This is a genomic window from Grimontia sp. AD028, assembly GCF_000973155.1.
Classification (GTDB): domain Bacteria; phylum Pseudomonadota; class Gammaproteobacteria; order Enterobacterales; family Vibrionaceae; genus Enterovibrio; species Enterovibrio indicus.
In genome coordinates, this window is record NZ_LASY01000035.1 from 24,452 (window position 1) to 42,309 (window position 17,858).

A 17,858-nucleotide genomic window follows, 5' to 3' on the forward strand; every position below is an offset into this window, starting at 1 on the left:
CCTTCCTTAGCTTGCTTGTGGCAGCGAGCAATCCTTTTTGTTGTCAGACTGACCTTGTTCAGGCTTTGGGGCGTCGAGTGTCTCCAGCCATTGTTCAAGCCACGCTGTGTGGAAATTGCCGTTAATCACATCAGGCGCCTCACACAGCTTTTGAAACAGCGGTTGTGTGGTTTTCACCCCTTCAATCGACAGTTCGTCCAGTGCCCTTGCCATGCGGTGAATTGCGCTTTCCCTGTCCTCATCCCAGACAATCAGCTTGCCGAGTAATGAGTCGTAATAAGGGGGAATGGCGAAGCCGGAGTAGATGAGCCCGTCAAAACGCACACCGCTGCCCATTGGTGGGGTGAAAGATTTGATGACGCCGGGGAAAGGGAGGAAGCCGTTGAAGGGATCTTCCGCATTCAGGCGAATTTCAATGGCATGGCCGCGACGCTGAATGTCCTCTTGTTTGAGAGAAAGGTGCTGACCTGACGCGATCTGAATCATCTCCCGAATCAGGTCAACACCTGTGATGGCTTCGGTGATCGGGTGTTCGACCTGAATGCGGGTATTCATCTCGATGAAATAGAAAGACTCAGATTCATCATCGTAGAGAAACTCAATGGTGCCCGCGCCTTTGTAGTTGACGCTTTTTGCCAGAGAGACCGCAGACTGACACATGGCTTCACGCACCAAATCCGGCAAGACGGCGCAGGGCGCTTCTTCCCAGACTTTCTGGCGGCGTCGTTGCAGCGAGCACTCTCGCTCGAACAGGTGCACCGCATTCAGGCCATCCGCAAGAATTTGTACTTCCACATGGCGGGATTGGCGAATGAATTTTTCGAGATAAAGCGTGCCGTCACCAAACGCCGACTGTGCTTCAGCAGATGCCTGATGGTACTGGGTCAGGAACTCGCTTTCGTCTTCAATCACACGAATACCACGCCCACCACCGCCTGCTGACGCTTTGATCATCACTGGAAAACCGATGAGTTTGGCCTGCTCCAGTGCCGCTTCCGGGTTATCAGAGGGGGCACTTCCGGGTACCACGGGTACACCGGCTGCCATCGCGGTTTCACGTGCACGGGCTTTATCTGCCATCTTGGTCATGGTTTGGCCGGACGGGCCGACAAAGATGATGCCTGCCTTACGCACGTCATCTGAGAAGCTGGCATTTTCGGAGAGAAAGCCATAGCCGGGATGGATAGCATCCGCACCAGACTGCTCTGCCGCCTTAATGACTTTGTCACCGCAAAGGTAAGATTGGTTCGCCATCGGGGCACCGATACAAATGGCTTCATCAGCCAGTTTTACCGCAAGGGACTCTTTGTCCGCCTCGCTGTATACCTGCACGGTATGGATCCCCATTTCCTTGGCCGCGCGGATAATGCGCACGGCTATCTCACCGCGATTGGCGATGAGCAATTTTTCGATTGTCATACTGACTCCTTGTGTGCATTCAGAGCGCTTACTTCAGGCGGACAATAGGTTGTCCTGCGTTGACTGGGCTTTCGTTTTCAATCAAAAAGTCGTCAATCACACCGGAAGTTTCCGCTTTAATTTCATGGAAGGATTTCATCACTTCCACCAGTCCAATCACGTCACCCGGTTCGATAGCGTCTCCCGGATCTTTGTATCGGGGCTGATCGGGAGAAGCCGAGCGGTAAAAGATGCCAGGTAACGGGCAGATAATTTCTTTGTCAGACATGGTTCACTCCTTCGAACGTCTATTCTTTTTCGGCGGTGCAGACATCGCTTTGGCGGGAAAGGTGAGGCTGTAACACCTCATTGACCGCTTTGGCGATATCCACCGCATTCGGGGTATCTGAATGCACACAGATGGTTTGGGCGACAACCGGGATCTCTTGACCGTTGTTGGCCGTGACCTTGCCGTGTTCCACCGCCTTCAGAACGCGCTTGGCGGCATAGACAGGATCAGTGGCGTCGTGGGTTTGAGTGATCACCAGATGCCCATCTTGATCGTAGTCGAGGTCGGTAAAAAACTCGGGGATGAAGCCTGCACCGTGTGCGCTGTAAATGGTTTCATGGCAGGTGCCTGACAGCCCAAACACTGGCACCTGATAGTGGTGTGCGATCCGGGCAATCGTTTCAGCGATGTCCGGATCAGAGGCTGCCATGCCGTAGAGCGCGCCATGCGGTTTGAGATGGTTCAGCGGCATATCGAGCATATCGAGGAAGCCTTTCAGCGCGCCGATCTGGTACACAATCATATTGTGCAGCTCGCCTTGGCTGAGATGCATTTTACGGCGTCCAAAACCCTGCAAATCAGGTAGCGAGAAATGCGCCCCGACTTTCACGCCGTATTGCTTGGCAAGCTCTACGGTACGTTTCATGTGGTTGGGGTCTGAGGCATGAAACCCGCAGGCGACATTGGCTTCAGTGATGTAAGGCATCAGCGCTTCATCGTCACTGAGTTTGTAGATGCCAAAGCCTTCACCCATGTCGCTGTTGATGTTGATCATAGTGAGACCTTCCTTTTGAAATGTGTTGGTAAGGCGCATATCAGTGGGCTCCCAGCTTGGCGCGCAATCGAATACGAATTTGGTCGACGATGACGGCAAAAATCAGCAGCGCACCGATCACCACGGTTTGCAGGTAAGATTCCACGCGGGTTAGGTTCATGCCGTTTTGCACCAGACTGATAAACACCGCGCCCAAGACGACATGTTCCACTCGCCCGATCCCACCGCGAAGACTGACACCGGCGATGACGCAGGCTGCAATGGACTCGAGGGGCATGGCTGCGCCTATGTTGGCCTCGCCAGTGTCAAGACGGGCAGTGATCAACATCCCTGCCATGGCTGCGAAGGACGCGCAGAGCAGGTACGCCAGAATCAGCGTTTTGTGGGTGTTGATCCCTGAGAGACGGGCGGCATTGATGTTTCCTCCTACTGCATAGAAATAGCGGCCCAGACGGGTACGGTTGACGATGACCATGGCAAAAATCGTCATCAGCAAGGCAACCAGAATCGGTGTGGGTAAGCCCAAAATGTTGCCAAAGCCAAAGGTGTTGCCGAACTCCATCGGCATGCCATACACCGGCGATCCGCCTGTCATATAAAGGGCGATACCAAAACCAATGGAGGAGATGCCCAGCGTCATCACAAACGGAGAAACCTGAAAATGCGCGACGCCGATGCCATTGATAAATCCGACGACCAAGCCAACGGCAACACCGGCAGCCATCCCTACAAGAATGGCGAGATACACAGATTCCGGGAAAGCGGCATAGGTTGCTGCCATGGTGGTGGCCCCGACCACGGACGAGAGAGCGATAATGGTGCCGACGGAAAGATCAAACCCTGCGGTTAACAGCACAAACATCTGTCCGATGGAGACCATCACCAGATACGAAGACTGGCGAAGCAGGTTCAGCAGGTTGCGCGCTGTCAGGAAGTTTTCTGATGCCGATGCAAAGATAGCGACGGCGATCACCACCAGGATAGGCAGGACACCCACCTTCACAAATAACCGTGTCATCCGGTTGGCAAATTGCCCTTTGGGAGCGCCCAGATCGGCGCCTTGGGAACTGGCCTTCACTGGCTCACTGTTCATTTTCATACTCCATTGATTCAAAAAAGTGGCTGAGCGCCTTGGTTTCCGTTATCTCTGCTCCCTGAAGGTGAGCGGCGATTTGTCCTTCACGCATCACGTAGAGACGGTGGGAGAGGTGCACGACCTCGGGCAGATCGGAAGAAATGATGACGACCGCTGCCCCTTGCTCGCACAAACCGGCAATAAAGCGATAGATTTCCGCGCGTGTCCCGACATCCACCCCCACGGTGGGTTCGTCGAACACATACAGCGAGACATCGCGGGTCAGGCATTTCGCCAACAGCACTTTCTGTTGATTACCACCGCTGAACTGGCCGACATCGCGCTCGGTTTGCATCGGGTAGAGCTTGAGCCTTGTTGCAAGGCTTTGGGTTTGCTTGCGTTCGTGGGCAAGATTCAGTGCGCCATGGCGATGGGAAAGGGGATGAGAACCCAGAGAAGGCAAACTGATGTTTTCCCGGCAACTGCGGTTGAGCACCAAACCTTCGTCTTTGCGGTCACGGGAGTTATAGAAAAAGCCACGGTCCAGCATCTCGCGGATGCTAAGCCCTGTGACATTTTCACCGTTAAACACCACGCAACCGGCAGTGACCTTCTCTGCACCAAAACAGGCTCTGAGCGCCTCGGATTTGCCGCAGCCAACCAACCCGGCAAAGCCGACAATCTCCCCGGCTCTGACGTGGAAAGAAAGGTCTTCGACGAGTCGGTTGTCGGTGGTTAGGGATTGCACGTCCAACACGGTTTCAGTGGGTAAAAAGGGCACGTGCGGATAGACGTTGTCGATTTCCCTGCCCGTCATCATAGTGATGAGGTCTTGCTCTTCGACAGTATCAACCTCGCGGGTGCCGATGTATTTTCCATCCCGCAGCACGGTAATCCGGTCCGCAATCTGGCGGATCTCGCCCATACGGTGAGAGATATAGATGATGCCGACGTCTTGTGCTTTTAGCTGATCAATCAGTGAAAATAACTGCTCGGTTTCCTGATGCGTCAGGGACGCTGTTGGCTCATCAAGGATCAGTACAGACAATTCGCCACGGAGCGCTTTAGCAATTTCCACCATTTGCTTTTCAGCACGGGAAAGCTCGCTGACGGGCAGGTGTGCATCAAGATCAAACCCCATTTTCTCGAGCAGTGCCTGCGCTTCGGTGTGCAGGGTGGCATTATCGAGAAAACGTCCGGTCAATGGCTCTTCGCCCAGAAACAGGTTTTGGGCAATGGAGAGAGTGTCGACCAGAGAAAACTCCTGAAACACCGCACTGATGCCTTTTTGCCTTGCGTCGTAAACGCTTTTGAAGCGCACGGTGTCTTCGAAAAAGCGCATCTCTCCTACTGTTGGCTGGTTGGCGCCGGAGATAATGGAAATCAGCGTTGATTTCCCCGCGCCATTCTCGCCAAACAACACGTGAACTTCGCCGGGCTCAAGGGTGAAGTCCACCCCGTCGAGCGCTTTTACACCGGGATACTGTTTGTGTATCCCGTGTAGGCTGAGAATCGGTGCGTCCATCACTGCGGCTTCACTGTAAACGTCGGTTTAAAGTTCGCTGGTGCGAGGGAGCTGTTACGATCAAAGCTGTTGATGTTGGTGTCATCGATGACATAAAGCTGCGGTCCCACATGTTTGGTGTAGGGTTTGCCTTCGAGGATACGGATAGCTTGATCAATCGCGACACGACCTTGGATAACCGCTGAATCGGTTGGCGCTGCAACGATAAGGTTACGTTTGATCCCCTGATAAACGCCGGGGGTGAAGTAGTAAGAAAGGACGCCGATTTGGTCAGTGAGACCACGGGCGCGGAGCAGGCTGGTGGCGGCTTCTGCGGTCACTGCGGTACCGACAATGTAATCCAGGTCCGGATGTGCTTCGAGGGTGTCTTCCACCAGTTTGAGCTGCACTTCCTTACCGGTATCGCCGTATTTGGTTTCTACTACGTCAATGTTTGAGCCTTCTACGGCAGATTGAAAACCCTTGTTTCCGGCTTCAACCCAACCTGCGCCAGGAGGTCCCGGAAACCAGCCGACTTTCACTTTCTCTTTATCGTTCTGGTGGCGCTCCGCCAGATACTGGCCAATCTTTGCGCCCATCTCACCAAATGAGACCAGAGACTTCGCTGAGATATCTGGCGATGACATGCCGTTGACGATGTCAATAACCGGCACACCGGATTGGGCGATATTCTTCACCAGATTATTGAGACCATCGTAAGAAATGGCGCCCACTATCACGGCGTCTGCACCGGAAGCCACACAGTCTTCAATCTGTGAAAGCTGAGTATTGAGGTTGGTGTAACCGCCAGCCTCCACCAATTGCATTTCGACACCGGCGCGTTTTGCTTCATCCACAACGCCGTAGTTCACTGCGGTCCAATAGGCATCTTTGAGGTGCGGGAAGGAGACGCAGATGTCCCACGCCTTGCTGGCCTTTTCAACGGGCTGATATTGCATCACGTCGCGGGCACTGCTCATGTCAAACGGTGTAGTCCAGACATCAACCGTGTACGGGTACCAGTTTTCACTGTTTGCAGTGCTGCTTTGAGCCAGCGCCATTGCACCGACCAAGGTTAACCATGGGACAGCAGAAGGTTTGCCGTTCATGTTTCTTCTCCCTGTTACTTCAACCAATGTTTGCAATGGTCATGGCGAGAAACGCCGGATTTGACTATTGCTCGATGTGTTAATAACAGGTTAAATTTGCATCACTGGTATGTAAATTACAGAGTTTTGTCTAGTGTTATTAGAAAAACAGATAACAAAAAGTGCTGTGATATCACCTAATGAAACTGAGTTATTTTATTGATATTTAAAAGTTAAATGGATTTTTAATGTCGATTTTCAAACCTGTCGACAGGTCTGGATATCAGAAGAATGGATATAAGGCTTAAGGAAAACAGAACATGCTTCCAACCATGAAACAGATTCGCTATTTCATCGCGACGGCGGACTCCGGGCAGGTCTCTCAAGCGGCCAATGCCATGCACGTTTCCCAGTCAGCGATTACCACCGCCATCAAGCAGTTGGAAGAGATGCTTAATGTGAACCTGTTTGTGCGTCAGCCTCATGGCATGTTACTGACTTATGAAGGGAACCAGTTTTACCAACATGCTACGCACATCGTGAAGGAGCTGGAAGAAGCCATGTTGCTTTCGCACCGCTCCGCCAATCAGGTGGAAGGCACCATTACTGTGGCCATGTCCTACACGGTGGCGGGATACTTTGTACCGCCCTATCTGACAAGGTTTCAGCGCAGCTATCCCAATGTGAACCTGAAGCTGGTGGAAGCCACCCGGGGGGATATCGAAGAAGGCGTGGTGTCAGGGGAATTTGATGTTGCCTTTATGCTGACGTCCAACCTGATTAACCAGGAAGACATCAGCTTCCAAACCCTGTTGAGCTCGCAGCGTCGATTGTGGCTCAGCTCCAGTCATCCTCTGCTGGAAAACAAAATGGTGACCTTTCACGATGTGGCTCAATATCCCTACATTATGCTGACGGTCGATGAGGCAAGTAACACCGCTCTGCGCTATTGGAACCAAACGCCTTATCAGCCCAATACCATTTTCCGCACCTCTTCCGTGGAATCCGTGCGCAGTCTCGTCGCCAATGATTACGGCATCACCATTCTGTCAGACATGGTTTACCGCCCTTGGTCTTTGGAAGGGAGAAGGGTGGAAGTGCGTCCACTCGCTGATCATGTGCCACCGATGGATGTGGGTTTGGTGTGGTCCCGAAAGCGTGAGCGTAGTGATGCAGTCACTGCATTCTGTGAGTTTATGGAACTTTCAGTGACACCGGATAGTGGCTCGGTGCAGCGGTTCTGATCTTCTTTGAGTCCGCGCTGATTGCGTTTGAAAACCTCAAAACGGGATCCGGAATAATCTCAGTGTTTTGGTGTTTTCTTGAACATTTCTCGAGTAAAAACGCTAAGCTTTTCGGTTTAGATGGCATCTCGTAGAGGCAGCAAAGGACGTGTTGCTTTTTCAACGGAACAATCACGGAAGAACTATGCAAAGAAAAACGCGCTCAACCATGCTCAGCACAGTTGTGCTGTTTTTGGCTGCTATCAGCAGCTCAGAGGCGTTTGCGCACGCTGTCGCGGAAGGCGACAAAGGTTATATTCAGGAAATCACAGGCACACATATCATCGCTTTTATGTACCTTGGTGCAAAGCATATGATGACGGGTTACGACCACATCCTCTTCCTGTTAGGCGTTATCTTCTTTCTCTACAGACCAAAGCACATAGCGCTTTATGTCAGCCTGTTTGCCTTGGGGCATTCAACGACAATGCTACTGGGCGTCTATTTCAACATTGGTATCAACAGTTACATCATTGACGCCATTATTGGCCTTTCTGTGGTGTACAAATCCATGGATAACCTCGGTGCCTTCCAGCGCTGGTTTGGTGTCCAACCCAACACCAAACTTGCCACCTTGCTATTCGGCTTCTGTCACGGCTTTGGTTTGTCATCCAAAATCATTGACTACGACATATCGCCTGATGGACTGGTTCCCAACCTATTAGCTTTCAACATCGGGGTTGAACTTGGTCAACTCTTGGCTTTGGGGGTGATATTGATTCTGATGGGGTTCTGGCGTCGGCATACCCACTTCTATCGCCAGGCTTATTCCGCCAATGTTGTGATGATGAGTCTGGGTTTTATGCTGATCGGATACCAGCTAACGGGCTACGTCGTCGCGCAGCATTAAGAGAAGGAACTCAATATGTATAACTCCGATATGCCCACCCGCGCAGAATTGCCCACTTCAAAACAGCTTATCCGCTCAACGCTGATTGCGCTTGTCACCGCGATCGTCTTGCTGGTGACAGTGATTTTGCCAGCTGAGTATGGCATTGACCCAACGGGTATTGGCCGGGTGTTAGGGCTTAAAGAGATGGGTGATATCAAAACGCAGTTAGCCCAAGAGGCAGCAGCAGATAAAGCCACCAATAGCTTAATTGTCACTTCAGATATCAAGGAAGTAGAAACACCCGCTATCACCGAGTTTCAGGGCGAAAAAACCGTCTGGAAAGACCGGGTGCTGTTGGCACTCAAGCCCGGACAAGGGGCGGAAGTGAAGCTGATGATGAATCAGGGAGAGCAAGCGATATTTGAATGGAAAGCCAAAGGTGGAGCTGTGAATTTTGACGCACATGGCGATGGAAATGGCCATGCGGTCAGCTATGAAAAGGGTCGCGGGGCGATCGAAGATCAAGGTGTGCTAATGGCTGCATTCACGGGCAACCATGGCTGGTTTTTCCGCAATCGCAATGACCACACTGTGATGGTGATATTACGCACCAGCGGTGAGTATGCCGAAGTTAAGCGAACCTTTTGAGCAGCAGGTGACAAAATTTTTTCCCATACATGTCGAAAATTGCGGGTTGGGATCGTCCTTGTAGCGAGAACCATCATTAAAGAAGGAATTTGGAAATGAAATACATGCTACTGCTTTACGCTGCACCGGATAAAGAGCCTCAATACGGGACGCCGGAATTCGATGAAATGATGGCAGCGTTTGCCGCAACCAGTGAAGCCTATGAGAAAGATGGGGTGCTGGTGGGTGGCGAAGGGCTGCAAGATATCGAAACAGCGACGTCTTTACGGATAAAGTCCGGCAAGGTGGAAATTATGGATGGTCCTTTTGCGGAAACCCGTGAGCACTTAGGCGGCTATTACGTGCTGGACGTTGCGGATCTGGAGGCAGCCTTGAAATATGCCGAGATGATACCTGTTGCCCACTTTGGCACCATTGAGGTGCGGCCTTTGTTGGTCTTTGATCAAGAGAGCTGACAGATGAAGAACGCCGCCCCCAAAGCTATCGCGGTAGGTCATCTCATTGATGAGGTATTACGCCGCGATCGGGGGCGGATTTTGTCTGGGCTGATTGCCAGATTAGGAAATTTCCAATTGGGCGAAGATGCGCTGCAGGAAGCATCTATTTCTGCGCTCAAGCATTGGAGCCAAGAAGGTATTCCACGTGATCCGGTTGCGTGGCTGATGAAGGTGGGGCTGAACAAAGGGATAGATCAAATCCGTTCCACCCAACGCGAAGCTCAGAGAAAAAACGATCTCGATTTAGTCGCCCAAGACTCACAAGAACAAGCGGGTTTAGATGTTGTGGAAGTCATCCCTGACGAACGCCTGCGATTAATTTTCACTTGTTGCCATCCTGCGCTTGAGGAAAAGTCCCGCGTTGCGTTGACGCTGCGTACTGTTTGCCATTTAACGACCCGGGAGATTGCAGCATCCTTCCTCGATAACGAGCAGACAATGGGACAGCGCCTGTCCCGAGCCAAAGCGAAGATTCGATCCAAAGGCATCAGCTTTTCTGTTCCCGAAAAAGGGATATGGACGGATAGGCTGGACACGGTGCTGTCCACGATATATCTGATTTTTACCACCGGCTATGTCATAGAAGACAAAGGGCCGAGATACCTATGTGAAGAAGGCATTTTTCTGATGCGTCTTTTGCACAACCTTTGCCCGAACGATCCGGAAATCGAGGGCGCGCTTGCCTTGATGCTGCTGACCGATGCCCGGCGGATTGCAAGAATCGATGCCGAGGGGGCTTTGGTACCAGTCGAAGAGCAAAACGAAACGCTTTGGTTAACTGATGCAGTGACAGAGGCGAGAGGTATCCTTGAAGAGGCCATCGAGCGTGGGCAGTCTGGCCCTTTTCAAATCAAAGCCGCCATCACAGACTGTCACATGATGCGACCTAAACCAGACTGGCTGCAGATAGCCTTTCTCTACAGAGCGCTTTGGCACTTTGAACCTACACCTGTTGTGGCTCTGAACTGGTCCGTGGCATTGGCCGAAACTGGTCAACGTGAACTCGCCTTACAAAAGATGGATGAGCTGGCCGCCGAGCTAAAAAACTTTCAACCTTGGCACGCGGCTCGGGCCCATGTAATGGAGAAGCTTGGCGAGTTCAGCGGCGCTCATGAGGCATACCTGCAAGCGATTAAGACTGCTCCAAACGACGCTTCACGGAAACTGCTGGAACGAAAAGTACGCGCGTTGCGTCAATCGAGTTAGTCACACTCTCACCGTTGAAAAATTAACACTCCCCTGTCTTTTCATCTCCAGTTGGGCGCTACACTCCGCGTCCTTCGGCGACGGGCCGATATTGAGAGATTGAAAGATGAAAATGAAATCCTGGTTCTCTGTGGTTTGTCTGTCTATGGGCTTATTGGGTGCGAGTGCAACAGCGCAGGCAGATGACGATATTACGCTGGGTCGCACGATTGTGTTTGAAAACACTGATTACGGTGCACCGATTCCACTGCTGGTTTGTCGTCGTGTTGATGCTATTCAGGTAAAAGCTGACCGCGACATGTATTTGCGAAAGGTGGTCGCCACGTTTAAAAACGGCGACACCAAGACGTTCCGTTTTTACCGAAATATCAAAGAAGATGACACCACGGACTGGCGCGAACTGCCGTACAAACGATGTGTGAAGAAGCTGGAAGTTTTCGGTGAGTCGAAAAACTCATCGGCGGGTGTGAGAGTTTACGGTCGAACTTAGTGGTCGATCTAAAAACCGACGAGTCCCAAAAATAGTTCAAAAAATCGTCACATTCGTTTGCTAGCCTCGAATTAGGTTTAGGGAAAAACCTGAACGACGAGAGGTATGCAGTATGAAGCTGGTGAATGTACTTAGCGGCGATATCGTCAGAGAATCGGACAATTTGGAAGAGCTCAAAGCGCTTGGTGTCAGCATTGCACTGCGCGAAGGCGCCAAATCCACTCATTGGAGCTTTGAAGACGCTTCCAACCACCGTATATCAGGCAAACGGGCGCTCAGCCTGAGAGATGAAGAAGGCGCGATATATCGTATATTCCTCCCCAAATAGAATGTCAAAAGGCAGCATTGAAGCTGCCTTTTTTGTGCCTGATTGGTCGTCAAGCAAAGCCCAATAATATCCAAATATTCAAAGAGTAAGGAAAGTGAACTGGCAAGCTGAATTCTCGGCGAGATTCACAAATTACCTTTCATTTCTGGCATATGATGAAGTCATCCAAGGTCGACATGAGGAGTGTATGGAAGCTGTTGTAGGTTTGATTATCCCGACTGGTGTTGACGACTTTATTATGCGAAAAGCGGGTCTCCACGACTGACTGGGAAACCAAACAATCACAGAAACGTGAATAAAATAATCATCGCTTTTTGGTTTATTCGCTTTTACCTTTTTACCTCGTAATCAAAGGCCACCTGCAAAGGTGGCCTTTTCTCATTTTGACTCACACTTCGTAACAACAAACTGGGTGAGGCTGACGCACGGCATTCAGACTCGCGCTGCTCTTCTGGTATTATCGGGCAAATGGAAAGCGTGTGCTTTCGACAAGATGTTTTTGGGAGAATCTCTGAATGGATCTGAAAGGTCTGGAAAAATACCTGGCGCTGAACCACATCGACTTTAAAGCAGCGACTGATAACGATGGATTACTGATTAACCTTGGCTTTCTCGTTGGGCGCGTGCACGTGCGTTACGAAGAAGACACTAAGACCTTCAACTTCAATGACAAACCCCGCTGGGTTATCCAAATCGTGCTGATGGCCTTGATGCTTTATTTCCTCGCAACCAACTTCACTATTTACTCCCAGCTGCAGCTTTATACCTGTATTGCTGTTACCGTCGCGATGTTCGGTATCTTTGGTTATAAAGAATCCCGCATCAAGAAGCTGAAAGATGCGGTGAATGAAGACAACCAGTCGGCCAGTTAGCGCAGACTGAGACTCAGGGAGGAGTGATGGAGTATCAGGTCGTTGCCAATCCGACAGCGCAGGACATCATGGACGTGCGCGGCGGGCTTCGGGCGTTCAATGACCCTTTCGTCGAGCATCTGAACGAGATGCAAATGGCGGTCTTTGTTGTTGATGAAAGCGGTCAAAGGTGTGGTGGTATTGTCTCGCGCTTTTGGGGTAACTGGATGCACATCCTGTTCCTCTGGATTGATCCTGCGCTGAAAGGGGAGGGTATCGGCAAAACCCTGATGCAGAAGATGGAAGCAGAAGCGGTCGCCAAAGGGTGTAAATCTGCCATGGTCGATACCTTCAGTTTTCAGGCCAGACCATTTTACGAGTCTCTGGGTTATCAAAACCAAATGACATTGGATGCCTTTCCCGGTGATGAGCATCAGCTTCACTTCCTCACCAAAAAATTGGTGGGCTAAACCATGCTGAAAGGGTTGAATCACATCACGCTGGCGGTGTCTGATTTAGAGCGTTCACTAGCTTTTTATCGTGATGTTCTGGGTTTTCAAGGTCATGTCAGATGGGATGGTGGCGCTTACCTTTCTTTGAGTGACCTTTGGCTGTGCCTTTCTGTTGATGAACCCTGTGAGAAAAATGATTACTCACACATTGCTTTAGATATCGACGATGAAAACTTTAAAGCGTTCACCGCATCAGCGCGCAAAAAAGGTGTGAGCGAGTGGAAACAAAACCACAGCGAGGGGAAATCTCTTTACCTTCTTGATCCGGACGGGCATAAGCTCGAAATTCATGCTGGCGGCCTTCAAAGTAGACTGGATAGTCTAAAAGCAAAACCATATTCAGGGCTGACTTGGCTCTAAGTCGACCCTCGTTCATTCCAACCCTAACTTTAGCGTTTTCACTCTGATGTGTGATATTCGCCAAAGAGTCGATTTTGTTCGAAGGCGAAGCTTACGCTGGCACCCGAATTCACTTCCCTGTAGCCCGCTAAAAGGCTACTATCTTCACATCAACTCCATGCAGTCTGGCAGGCTTTTTCGAGCCTTGAGTTTTGTTGGCAACTCACAGACGTCGCGATGAATTTATCACTCTTATAATTACCTTTCGATGCATCGTGATCTCCGGCTGCCTGAAGTGTTTTTTCGCCTGAATTTTTTTGGTAGGCGACACCTTTTTCTTTTACTGGAGAGATTGAATTGCATCACTATCATTGGTATGCAGTTTATACCCATTTTAATGAGGAAAAACTCCTCCGCGATTACCTGTTAGCGCAAGGCTATGAAGTCTATTTGCCTGAACGCAGGTATTGGGAAACTGTGGGTAATAAACGGCGAATCTCTTATGAGCCTTTGTTCAAATGCCACCTTTTTGTGCGGACTACCCAAACGGGATTGCAGGAAGTGAAACAAGCGCCGGGCTTTTCACATCTGGTGCGTCACGGCCGGTATTTGGCCTCTATCCCTGAATCCCACATCATCAAGATCAAAACGATTTTGTATTACTACGAAGATGCTACTTCTGTCGCCAACAGTCAGGTGGACGGTGTAACAGTAGCTGTTGTCAGCGGCCACTTAACGGGCATGACGGGCATTCTTCCCCACGGAGAGGGAGAAAGGCCGGTTTCAATGGAAATTGACCACCTTGGCTACTCCATCAACGTCAAGGTGCCAATGGAAACGATTTTCCAAACCAAAGTACCTTCGTTGGTCTCCTTCTAAAAAAGAGCAAGCTAATAGCTTGCTCTTTTTAATTGTGACGCCAATACCTTGCTAGCGTTTTCCTTTCATAAATCCCGCTTTCTGCGCAGATTGGTATAGATTTCAGCGCTATGCTCATGACATCCAATTCGTATTGTTCAACTTATCAAGGATGTGATCATGAGAGTGATTCGAAGTGCGAAGTTCACCGCGGAGAATGCCTGGGGAGCGATGGATATCGCCAATATGAACGGTATCACCACCAGACTGCACTGGACCGACAAACCCTACAAATGGCACATCAACGAAGGCGAGGAAGTCTTTGTAGTGCTCAACGGCATGGTTGAGATGCATTTTCGTGAGGAAGGTGACGAGAAGTCAGTGATGCTTCAGGCAGGAGATATTTTCTACGCATCTGAAGGCACGGAGCACGTTGCCAAACCTTTGGGTGAAGCGCGGGTGTTGGTGATTGAAACCGATGGGAGTGTGTAACTTTTTCCTCTGAATTTCCTTCCTGACGGGTGTTTGTCGCATCGATGACGCCTCGATTTGATAAACGCTAACCTACTGTTTTAAAAGTACTGTCATGTATGTGTCGGGTGAATGACGTTCCTGACAACAAGGAAAGTTCGGTAAATTTTGAAGCGTTCACAGCGAAAAGGAAAAACAAGATGATTGTCAGGAAATTACGATTGCAGCGCGGCTGGTCGCAAGAGCAACTTTCTGAAATGAGCGGTCTTAGTGTCCGCACTATTCAGAGAATTGAACGTGGCGATAAAGCAGGTCTGGAATCGCTGAAGTCTCTGGCGGCTGTCTTTGAAATCCAAGTTTCTGACCTTCGAAAAGAACCGGAGCCCGACATGACAGAAGAAGTGAAATACACCGCCGAAGAAGAACGTGTGATTAATCAGGTGCGAGAAATTAAAGGGTTTTATTCCCACCTGACCACCTACGTGCTGGTGATAGGATTGCTGTTTGTGATCAACTTCCTTACCAGTCCAGGTTACATTTGGGCATGGTGGCCAGCGATGGGCTGGGGCATCGGTATTACTGTCCACGCTTTGAGCTCATTCGAAATCCTGAACTTCTTCGGCCCAGATTGGGAAAAGAAACAGATCGAAAAGCGTCTCGGTCGCAAGCTTTAAGCGCACTCCCCAAGATTCAAAGGCTAGCATTCTGCTGGCCTTTTGCTTTTCTGACCTTAACAACTCCGACCTCATCTTCTTGAACCCACTTGGTGCAGTTTTTCTCGCCAATGACACATTCATCATTTGCCGAAACCGGTTTCGTTAAATAGTTTTTAAATTATCAGTACGGAACAAGGTGGTTTATGACGTTCAATCCGAGAGTGTCAGCAGTCGGTCGCGGGCTTAGAGAAAAACGCCCGACGATCAATGAACTATCCAAGGCATTGGGGCTTTCCAAAGGCACGGTTTCCCGTGCACTCAATGACTATCCCGACATTTCTCCGATTACCAAACAGCGCGTTCGTGAAAAAGCCAAGGAAATGGGTTATCGGGCACTCAGTTACGCCCAAGCCATTAAAACCGGGCAGGTTTGTGCCATAGGGCTGGTACTGAACCTCGGCAGTGATAACGCCCACAGACCTTTCCTGACCAACTTTATTGATGGGATCAGTCGGGCGGTAAGCCGCCATAACTGGACCTTAACGGTAGCAACAGCCAATGGCGAAAAAGATGAGTTGCAGACGCTTCGCCGCCTGATTGATGAGCACAAAGTGGATGGATTCATCCTACCGCGAAGCAAAGCGCATGACCCGCGTATTGCCCTGTTAAAGGAAGAGGGCGTGCCCTTTGTGATTTTTGGCCGCTCGCAGGATTTGGATAACGTCAGCTTCTTCGATATCCGTGGTGAAGCCGCGATGCGTGAATCTGTGCAGATTCTGGCAAGGCGCGGTCATAAGCGCATTGCCTTTGTGAACGGTGGTGATGAATACAACTACAGCCATTTGCGGGAAGACGGTTTCCGTCAGGGCATGCAATTGTCCGGTCTGGAAGTGGATGAAAGCCTGATGCTGTGCGGGGGTATTACCAAGGCAGCAGGACAAAGACTAGGTGGGGTTTTACTTTCTCAAAGCGAACCACCCACTGCGGTTGTCTGCGCGCTTGATATTGCAGCTCTCGGGATCTATCGCGCTGCCTCAGAGCGCGGGATTGAAATAGGAAAAAACCTGGCAGTGATTGGTTATGACGGTCTGCCTGAAAGTGAATTCGCCTCGCCACCACTCACAACGTTTTCTGTCGACATGCGTTATTCAGGCGAGCAGTTGGCGACGCTGCTGCTTCGTCAAATCAATGGAGAGCGGCCGGAAGATCTCCGAAAGCTGGTGAATGCCCAATTGATAAAGCGCCTGTCCCACGGAATCAAGCAATAGTAAGGAAAGTGAGCACATACTACGCTTTGGTAAGCGGCGGGTATTAGACGACGTAATGAACGCGCACAAAAAGGAGTAAACCATGAACAATCAGCAGACTGGCAAGCGCCGTTGGCTGGCGGGTATCGTGATAACAGCGATGTTTGGCGCCTCATCGGTATATGCCGACTCCATCCGGTTCTGGACAACGGAAGAGCAGCCAGAGCGTCTGGAGCGTCAACAAGAGATGGCGAAAGACTTCGAAAAGCTGACCGGTACCAAGGTTGAAGTAATTCCGGTGACTGAGAGTGATCTTGGTACCCGTGCGACCGCGGCTTTCTCTGCCGGTGATCTACCTGACGTGATTTACCACACTTTGCAATACACACTCCCATGGTCAGAAGCTGGCATTCTGGATGCGAATGCCGCCACAGAAGTGATTGAAGAGCTGGGCGTTGATACTTTTGCACCGGGCGCACTGGAAATGGCGACGGTGGAAGATGGATATGCCGCGGTGCCTGTTGATGGCTGGACGCAAATGCTCGTTTACCGCAAAGACCTGTTTGATGCCAACAAACTGGCTGCGCCGGATTCCTATGAAAACGTGCTGAAAGCGATCGAAAAACTTCATAACCCGCCAAACATGTTCGGCTTTGTGGCGGCGACTAAGGTGGACGAAAACTTCATGAGTCAGGTGCTTGAGCATGTTTTCCTCGCCAATGGCGTGACACCAGTGAACAAAGACGGCATTCAGCAACTGGATAAGAAGAGAACCATCGAAGTGCTGGAATTCTACAAAGCGATTGCTGATGCCTCGCCAGATGGTGAGCTCTACTGGAAGCAATCCCGAGAGCTGTATTTTGGCGGCAAAGCAGCGATGATCATCTGGTCTCCATTCATTCTTGATGAGCTGGCAGGTCTGCGTGATAGCGCGCCACCAACGATTAATGACGATCCAACCAGTCGCGAATTGGCTTCAAAAACCGGTATCGTGACCCGTTTCTCTGGTCCATCTAATCCGGAAGGTGCCGCATGGGGTGATGTACGTTACTTCGGTATCACGACAGATGCAGACATCGACAATGCCATGGCTTTCGTCCGTTACTCCATGAGTGATGGTTACACCAATACGTTGTCGATTGCGCCAGAAGGCAAGTTCCCCGTTCGCAGCGGCACCGAAGATAACGCGACACTTTATACCGAAGCGTGGTCAAAACTGCCGGTTGGTGTTGACCGTAAAACGCCTCTGTCTGAGCTGTATGAAGCCGAAATGATTGATGAAATCGTTGGTGGCTTGAACAACGCGCAACGTTGGGGTGTGGCGGAAGACAAACTGGCGCTGGCATCGAAGGTTATCAATAGCCAAGTGATCAATCGACTGGTGCGCGAATACATCGACGGCACGCGTGATGCTTCTGCCACGGTCGATGCCATGAATAAAGCACTGGCTGAGCTTTACTAAGCGACGCATTCATTCCCGAACACAATCACCCAACGGGAGCGGAGAAATC

Annotated in this window: 21 protein-coding genes; 15 read left to right on the top strand and 6 right to left on the bottom strand. The window is 50.6% G+C overall.

Annotated elements, in window-relative coordinates; translation table 11 throughout:
- Positions 1 to 6: 6 nt before the first annotated feature.
- From RN22_RS08680 to torT, 6 genes are read right to left on the bottom strand one after another with little or no spacing between them, the layout of a single operon-like run.
- Positions 7 to 1,419 carry an acetyl-CoA carboxylase biotin carboxylase subunit gene (locus tag RN22_RS08680; protein WP_046303944.1) on the bottom strand — a complete coding sequence of 471 codons (1,413 nt, stop codon included), beginning with the start codon at positions 1,417 to 1,419 and terminating at the stop codon, positions 7 to 9.
- Between the two features lie 28 nt (positions 1,420 to 1,447).
- On the bottom strand, positions 1,448 to 1,687 hold the full coding sequence (locus RN22_RS08685; protein WP_046303945.1) for an acetyl-CoA carboxylase: 240 nt from the start codon (positions 1,685 to 1,687) through the stop codon (positions 1,448 to 1,450).
- A 19-nt stretch (positions 1,688 to 1,706) separates the two neighbouring features.
- On the bottom strand, positions 1,707 to 2,462 hold the full coding sequence (pxpA, locus tag RN22_RS08690) for a 5-oxoprolinase subunit PxpA (protein WP_046304003.1): 756 nt from the start codon (positions 2,460 to 2,462) through the stop codon (positions 1,707 to 1,709).
- Between the two features lie 40 nt (positions 2,463 to 2,502).
- The gene (locus RN22_RS08695; protein WP_197076272.1) at positions 2,503 to 3,555 is read right to left on the bottom strand and encodes an ABC transporter permease; all 1,053 of its coding nucleotides are present in this window, start codon (positions 3,553 to 3,555) and stop codon (positions 2,503 to 2,505) included.
- Positions 3,545 to 5,062 carry a sugar ABC transporter ATP-binding protein gene (locus tag RN22_RS08700; RefSeq protein WP_046303946.1) on the bottom strand — a complete coding sequence of 506 codons (1,518 nt, stop codon included), beginning with the start codon at positions 5,060 to 5,062 and terminating at the stop codon, positions 3,545 to 3,547. Before RN22_RS08700 ends, RN22_RS08695 begins: the two co-directional genes overlap by 11 nt.
- A complete protein-coding gene (gene torT / locus RN22_RS08705) occupies positions 5,062 to 6,150 on the bottom strand; it encodes a TMAO reductase system periplasmic protein TorT (RefSeq protein ID WP_046303947.1) in 1,089 nt (362 codons plus the stop codon). Before torT ends, RN22_RS08700 begins: the two co-directional genes overlap by 1 nt.
- Before the next feature lie 299 nt (positions 6,151 to 6,449).
- Between torT and RN22_RS08710 the strand changes: the two genes are divergently transcribed.
- The 15 genes from RN22_RS08710 (at position 6,450) to RN22_RS08780 (ending at position 17,809) form a co-directional block, all read left to right on the top strand.
- Positions 6,450 to 7,373, top strand: coding sequence for a LysR substrate-binding domain-containing protein (locus RN22_RS08710; protein WP_046303948.1), 924 nt, complete (start codon positions 6,450 to 6,452; stop codon positions 7,371 to 7,373).
- A gap of 208 nt (positions 7,374 to 7,581) precedes the next feature.
- Positions 7,582 to 8,262 carry a HupE/UreJ family protein gene (locus tag RN22_RS08715; RefSeq protein ID WP_231590876.1) on the top strand — a complete coding sequence of 227 codons (681 nt, stop codon included), beginning with the start codon at positions 7,582 to 7,584 and terminating at the stop codon, positions 8,260 to 8,262.
- Positions 8,263 to 8,277: 15 nt separating this feature from the next.
- Positions 8,278 to 8,892 carry a hypothetical protein gene (locus tag RN22_RS08720; protein WP_046303950.1) on the top strand — a complete coding sequence of 205 codons (615 nt, stop codon included), beginning with the start codon at positions 8,278 to 8,280 and terminating at the stop codon, positions 8,890 to 8,892.
- 95 nt (positions 8,893 to 8,987) lie between these two features.
- Positions 8,988 to 9,347 (top strand): YciI family protein, encoded by a 360-nt coding sequence (locus RN22_RS08725; RefSeq protein ID WP_046303951.1) that lies wholly within the window; start codon positions 8,988 to 8,990, stop codon positions 9,345 to 9,347.
- Positions 9,348 to 9,350: 3 nt separating this feature from the next.
- Positions 9,351 to 10,595: an RNA polymerase sigma factor gene (locus RN22_RS08730; protein WP_046303952.1), complete on the top strand. Its 1,245-nt coding sequence runs from the start codon at positions 9,351 to 9,353 to the stop codon at positions 10,593 to 10,595.
- Positions 10,596 to 10,701: 106 nt separating this feature from the next.
- Entirely contained in the window at positions 10,702 to 11,085 is a 384-nt protein-coding gene (locus RN22_RS08735) for a DUF2541 family protein (RefSeq protein ID WP_046303953.1), read from the top strand.
- 112 nt (positions 11,086 to 11,197) lie between these two features.
- Positions 11,198 to 11,413: a hypothetical protein gene (locus RN22_RS08740; protein ID WP_002540677.1), complete on the top strand. Its 216-nt coding sequence runs from the start codon at positions 11,198 to 11,200 to the stop codon at positions 11,411 to 11,413.
- A gap of 515 nt (positions 11,414 to 11,928) precedes the next feature.
- On the top strand, positions 11,929 to 12,285 hold the full coding sequence (locus tag RN22_RS08745) for a hypothetical protein (RefSeq protein ID WP_046303954.1): 357 nt from the start codon (positions 11,929 to 11,931) through the stop codon (positions 12,283 to 12,285).
- Positions 12,286 to 12,311: 26 nt separating this feature from the next.
- Complete coding sequence (locus tag RN22_RS08750; RefSeq protein ID WP_046303955.1) at positions 12,312 to 12,734, top strand: GNAT family N-acetyltransferase; 423 nt, start codon at positions 12,312 to 12,314, stop codon at positions 12,732 to 12,734.
- Positions 12,735 to 12,737: 3 nt separating this feature from the next.
- A complete protein-coding gene (fos, locus tag RN22_RS08755) occupies positions 12,738 to 13,136 on the top strand; it encodes a fosfomycin resistance glutathione transferase (protein ID WP_046303956.1) in 399 nt (132 codons plus the stop codon).
- Between the two features lie 336 nt (positions 13,137 to 13,472).
- A complete protein-coding gene (locus RN22_RS08760; protein ID WP_046303957.1) occupies positions 13,473 to 13,994 on the top strand; it encodes a transcription termination/antitermination NusG family protein in 522 nt (173 codons plus the stop codon).
- Between the two features lie 159 nt (positions 13,995 to 14,153).
- The gene (locus RN22_RS08765) at positions 14,154 to 14,465 is read left to right on the top strand and encodes a cupin domain-containing protein (RefSeq protein WP_002540686.1); all 312 of its coding nucleotides are present in this window, start codon (positions 14,154 to 14,156) and stop codon (positions 14,463 to 14,465) included.
- A 179-nt stretch (positions 14,466 to 14,644) separates the two neighbouring features.
- On the top strand, positions 14,645 to 15,118 hold the full coding sequence (locus RN22_RS08770; protein ID WP_046303958.1) for a 2TM domain-containing protein: 474 nt from the start codon (positions 14,645 to 14,647) through the stop codon (positions 15,116 to 15,118).
- Between the two features lie 185 nt (positions 15,119 to 15,303).
- Positions 15,304 to 16,368 (top strand): LacI family DNA-binding transcriptional regulator, encoded by a 1,065-nt coding sequence (locus tag RN22_RS08775; RefSeq protein WP_046303959.1) that lies wholly within the window; start codon positions 15,304 to 15,306, stop codon positions 16,366 to 16,368.
- Between the two features lie 82 nt (positions 16,369 to 16,450).
- Entirely contained in the window at positions 16,451 to 17,809 is a 1,359-nt protein-coding gene (locus RN22_RS08780) for an ABC transporter substrate-binding protein (protein ID WP_046303960.1), read from the top strand.
- The last annotated feature ends 49 nt before the right edge of the window (positions 17,810 to 17,858 follow it).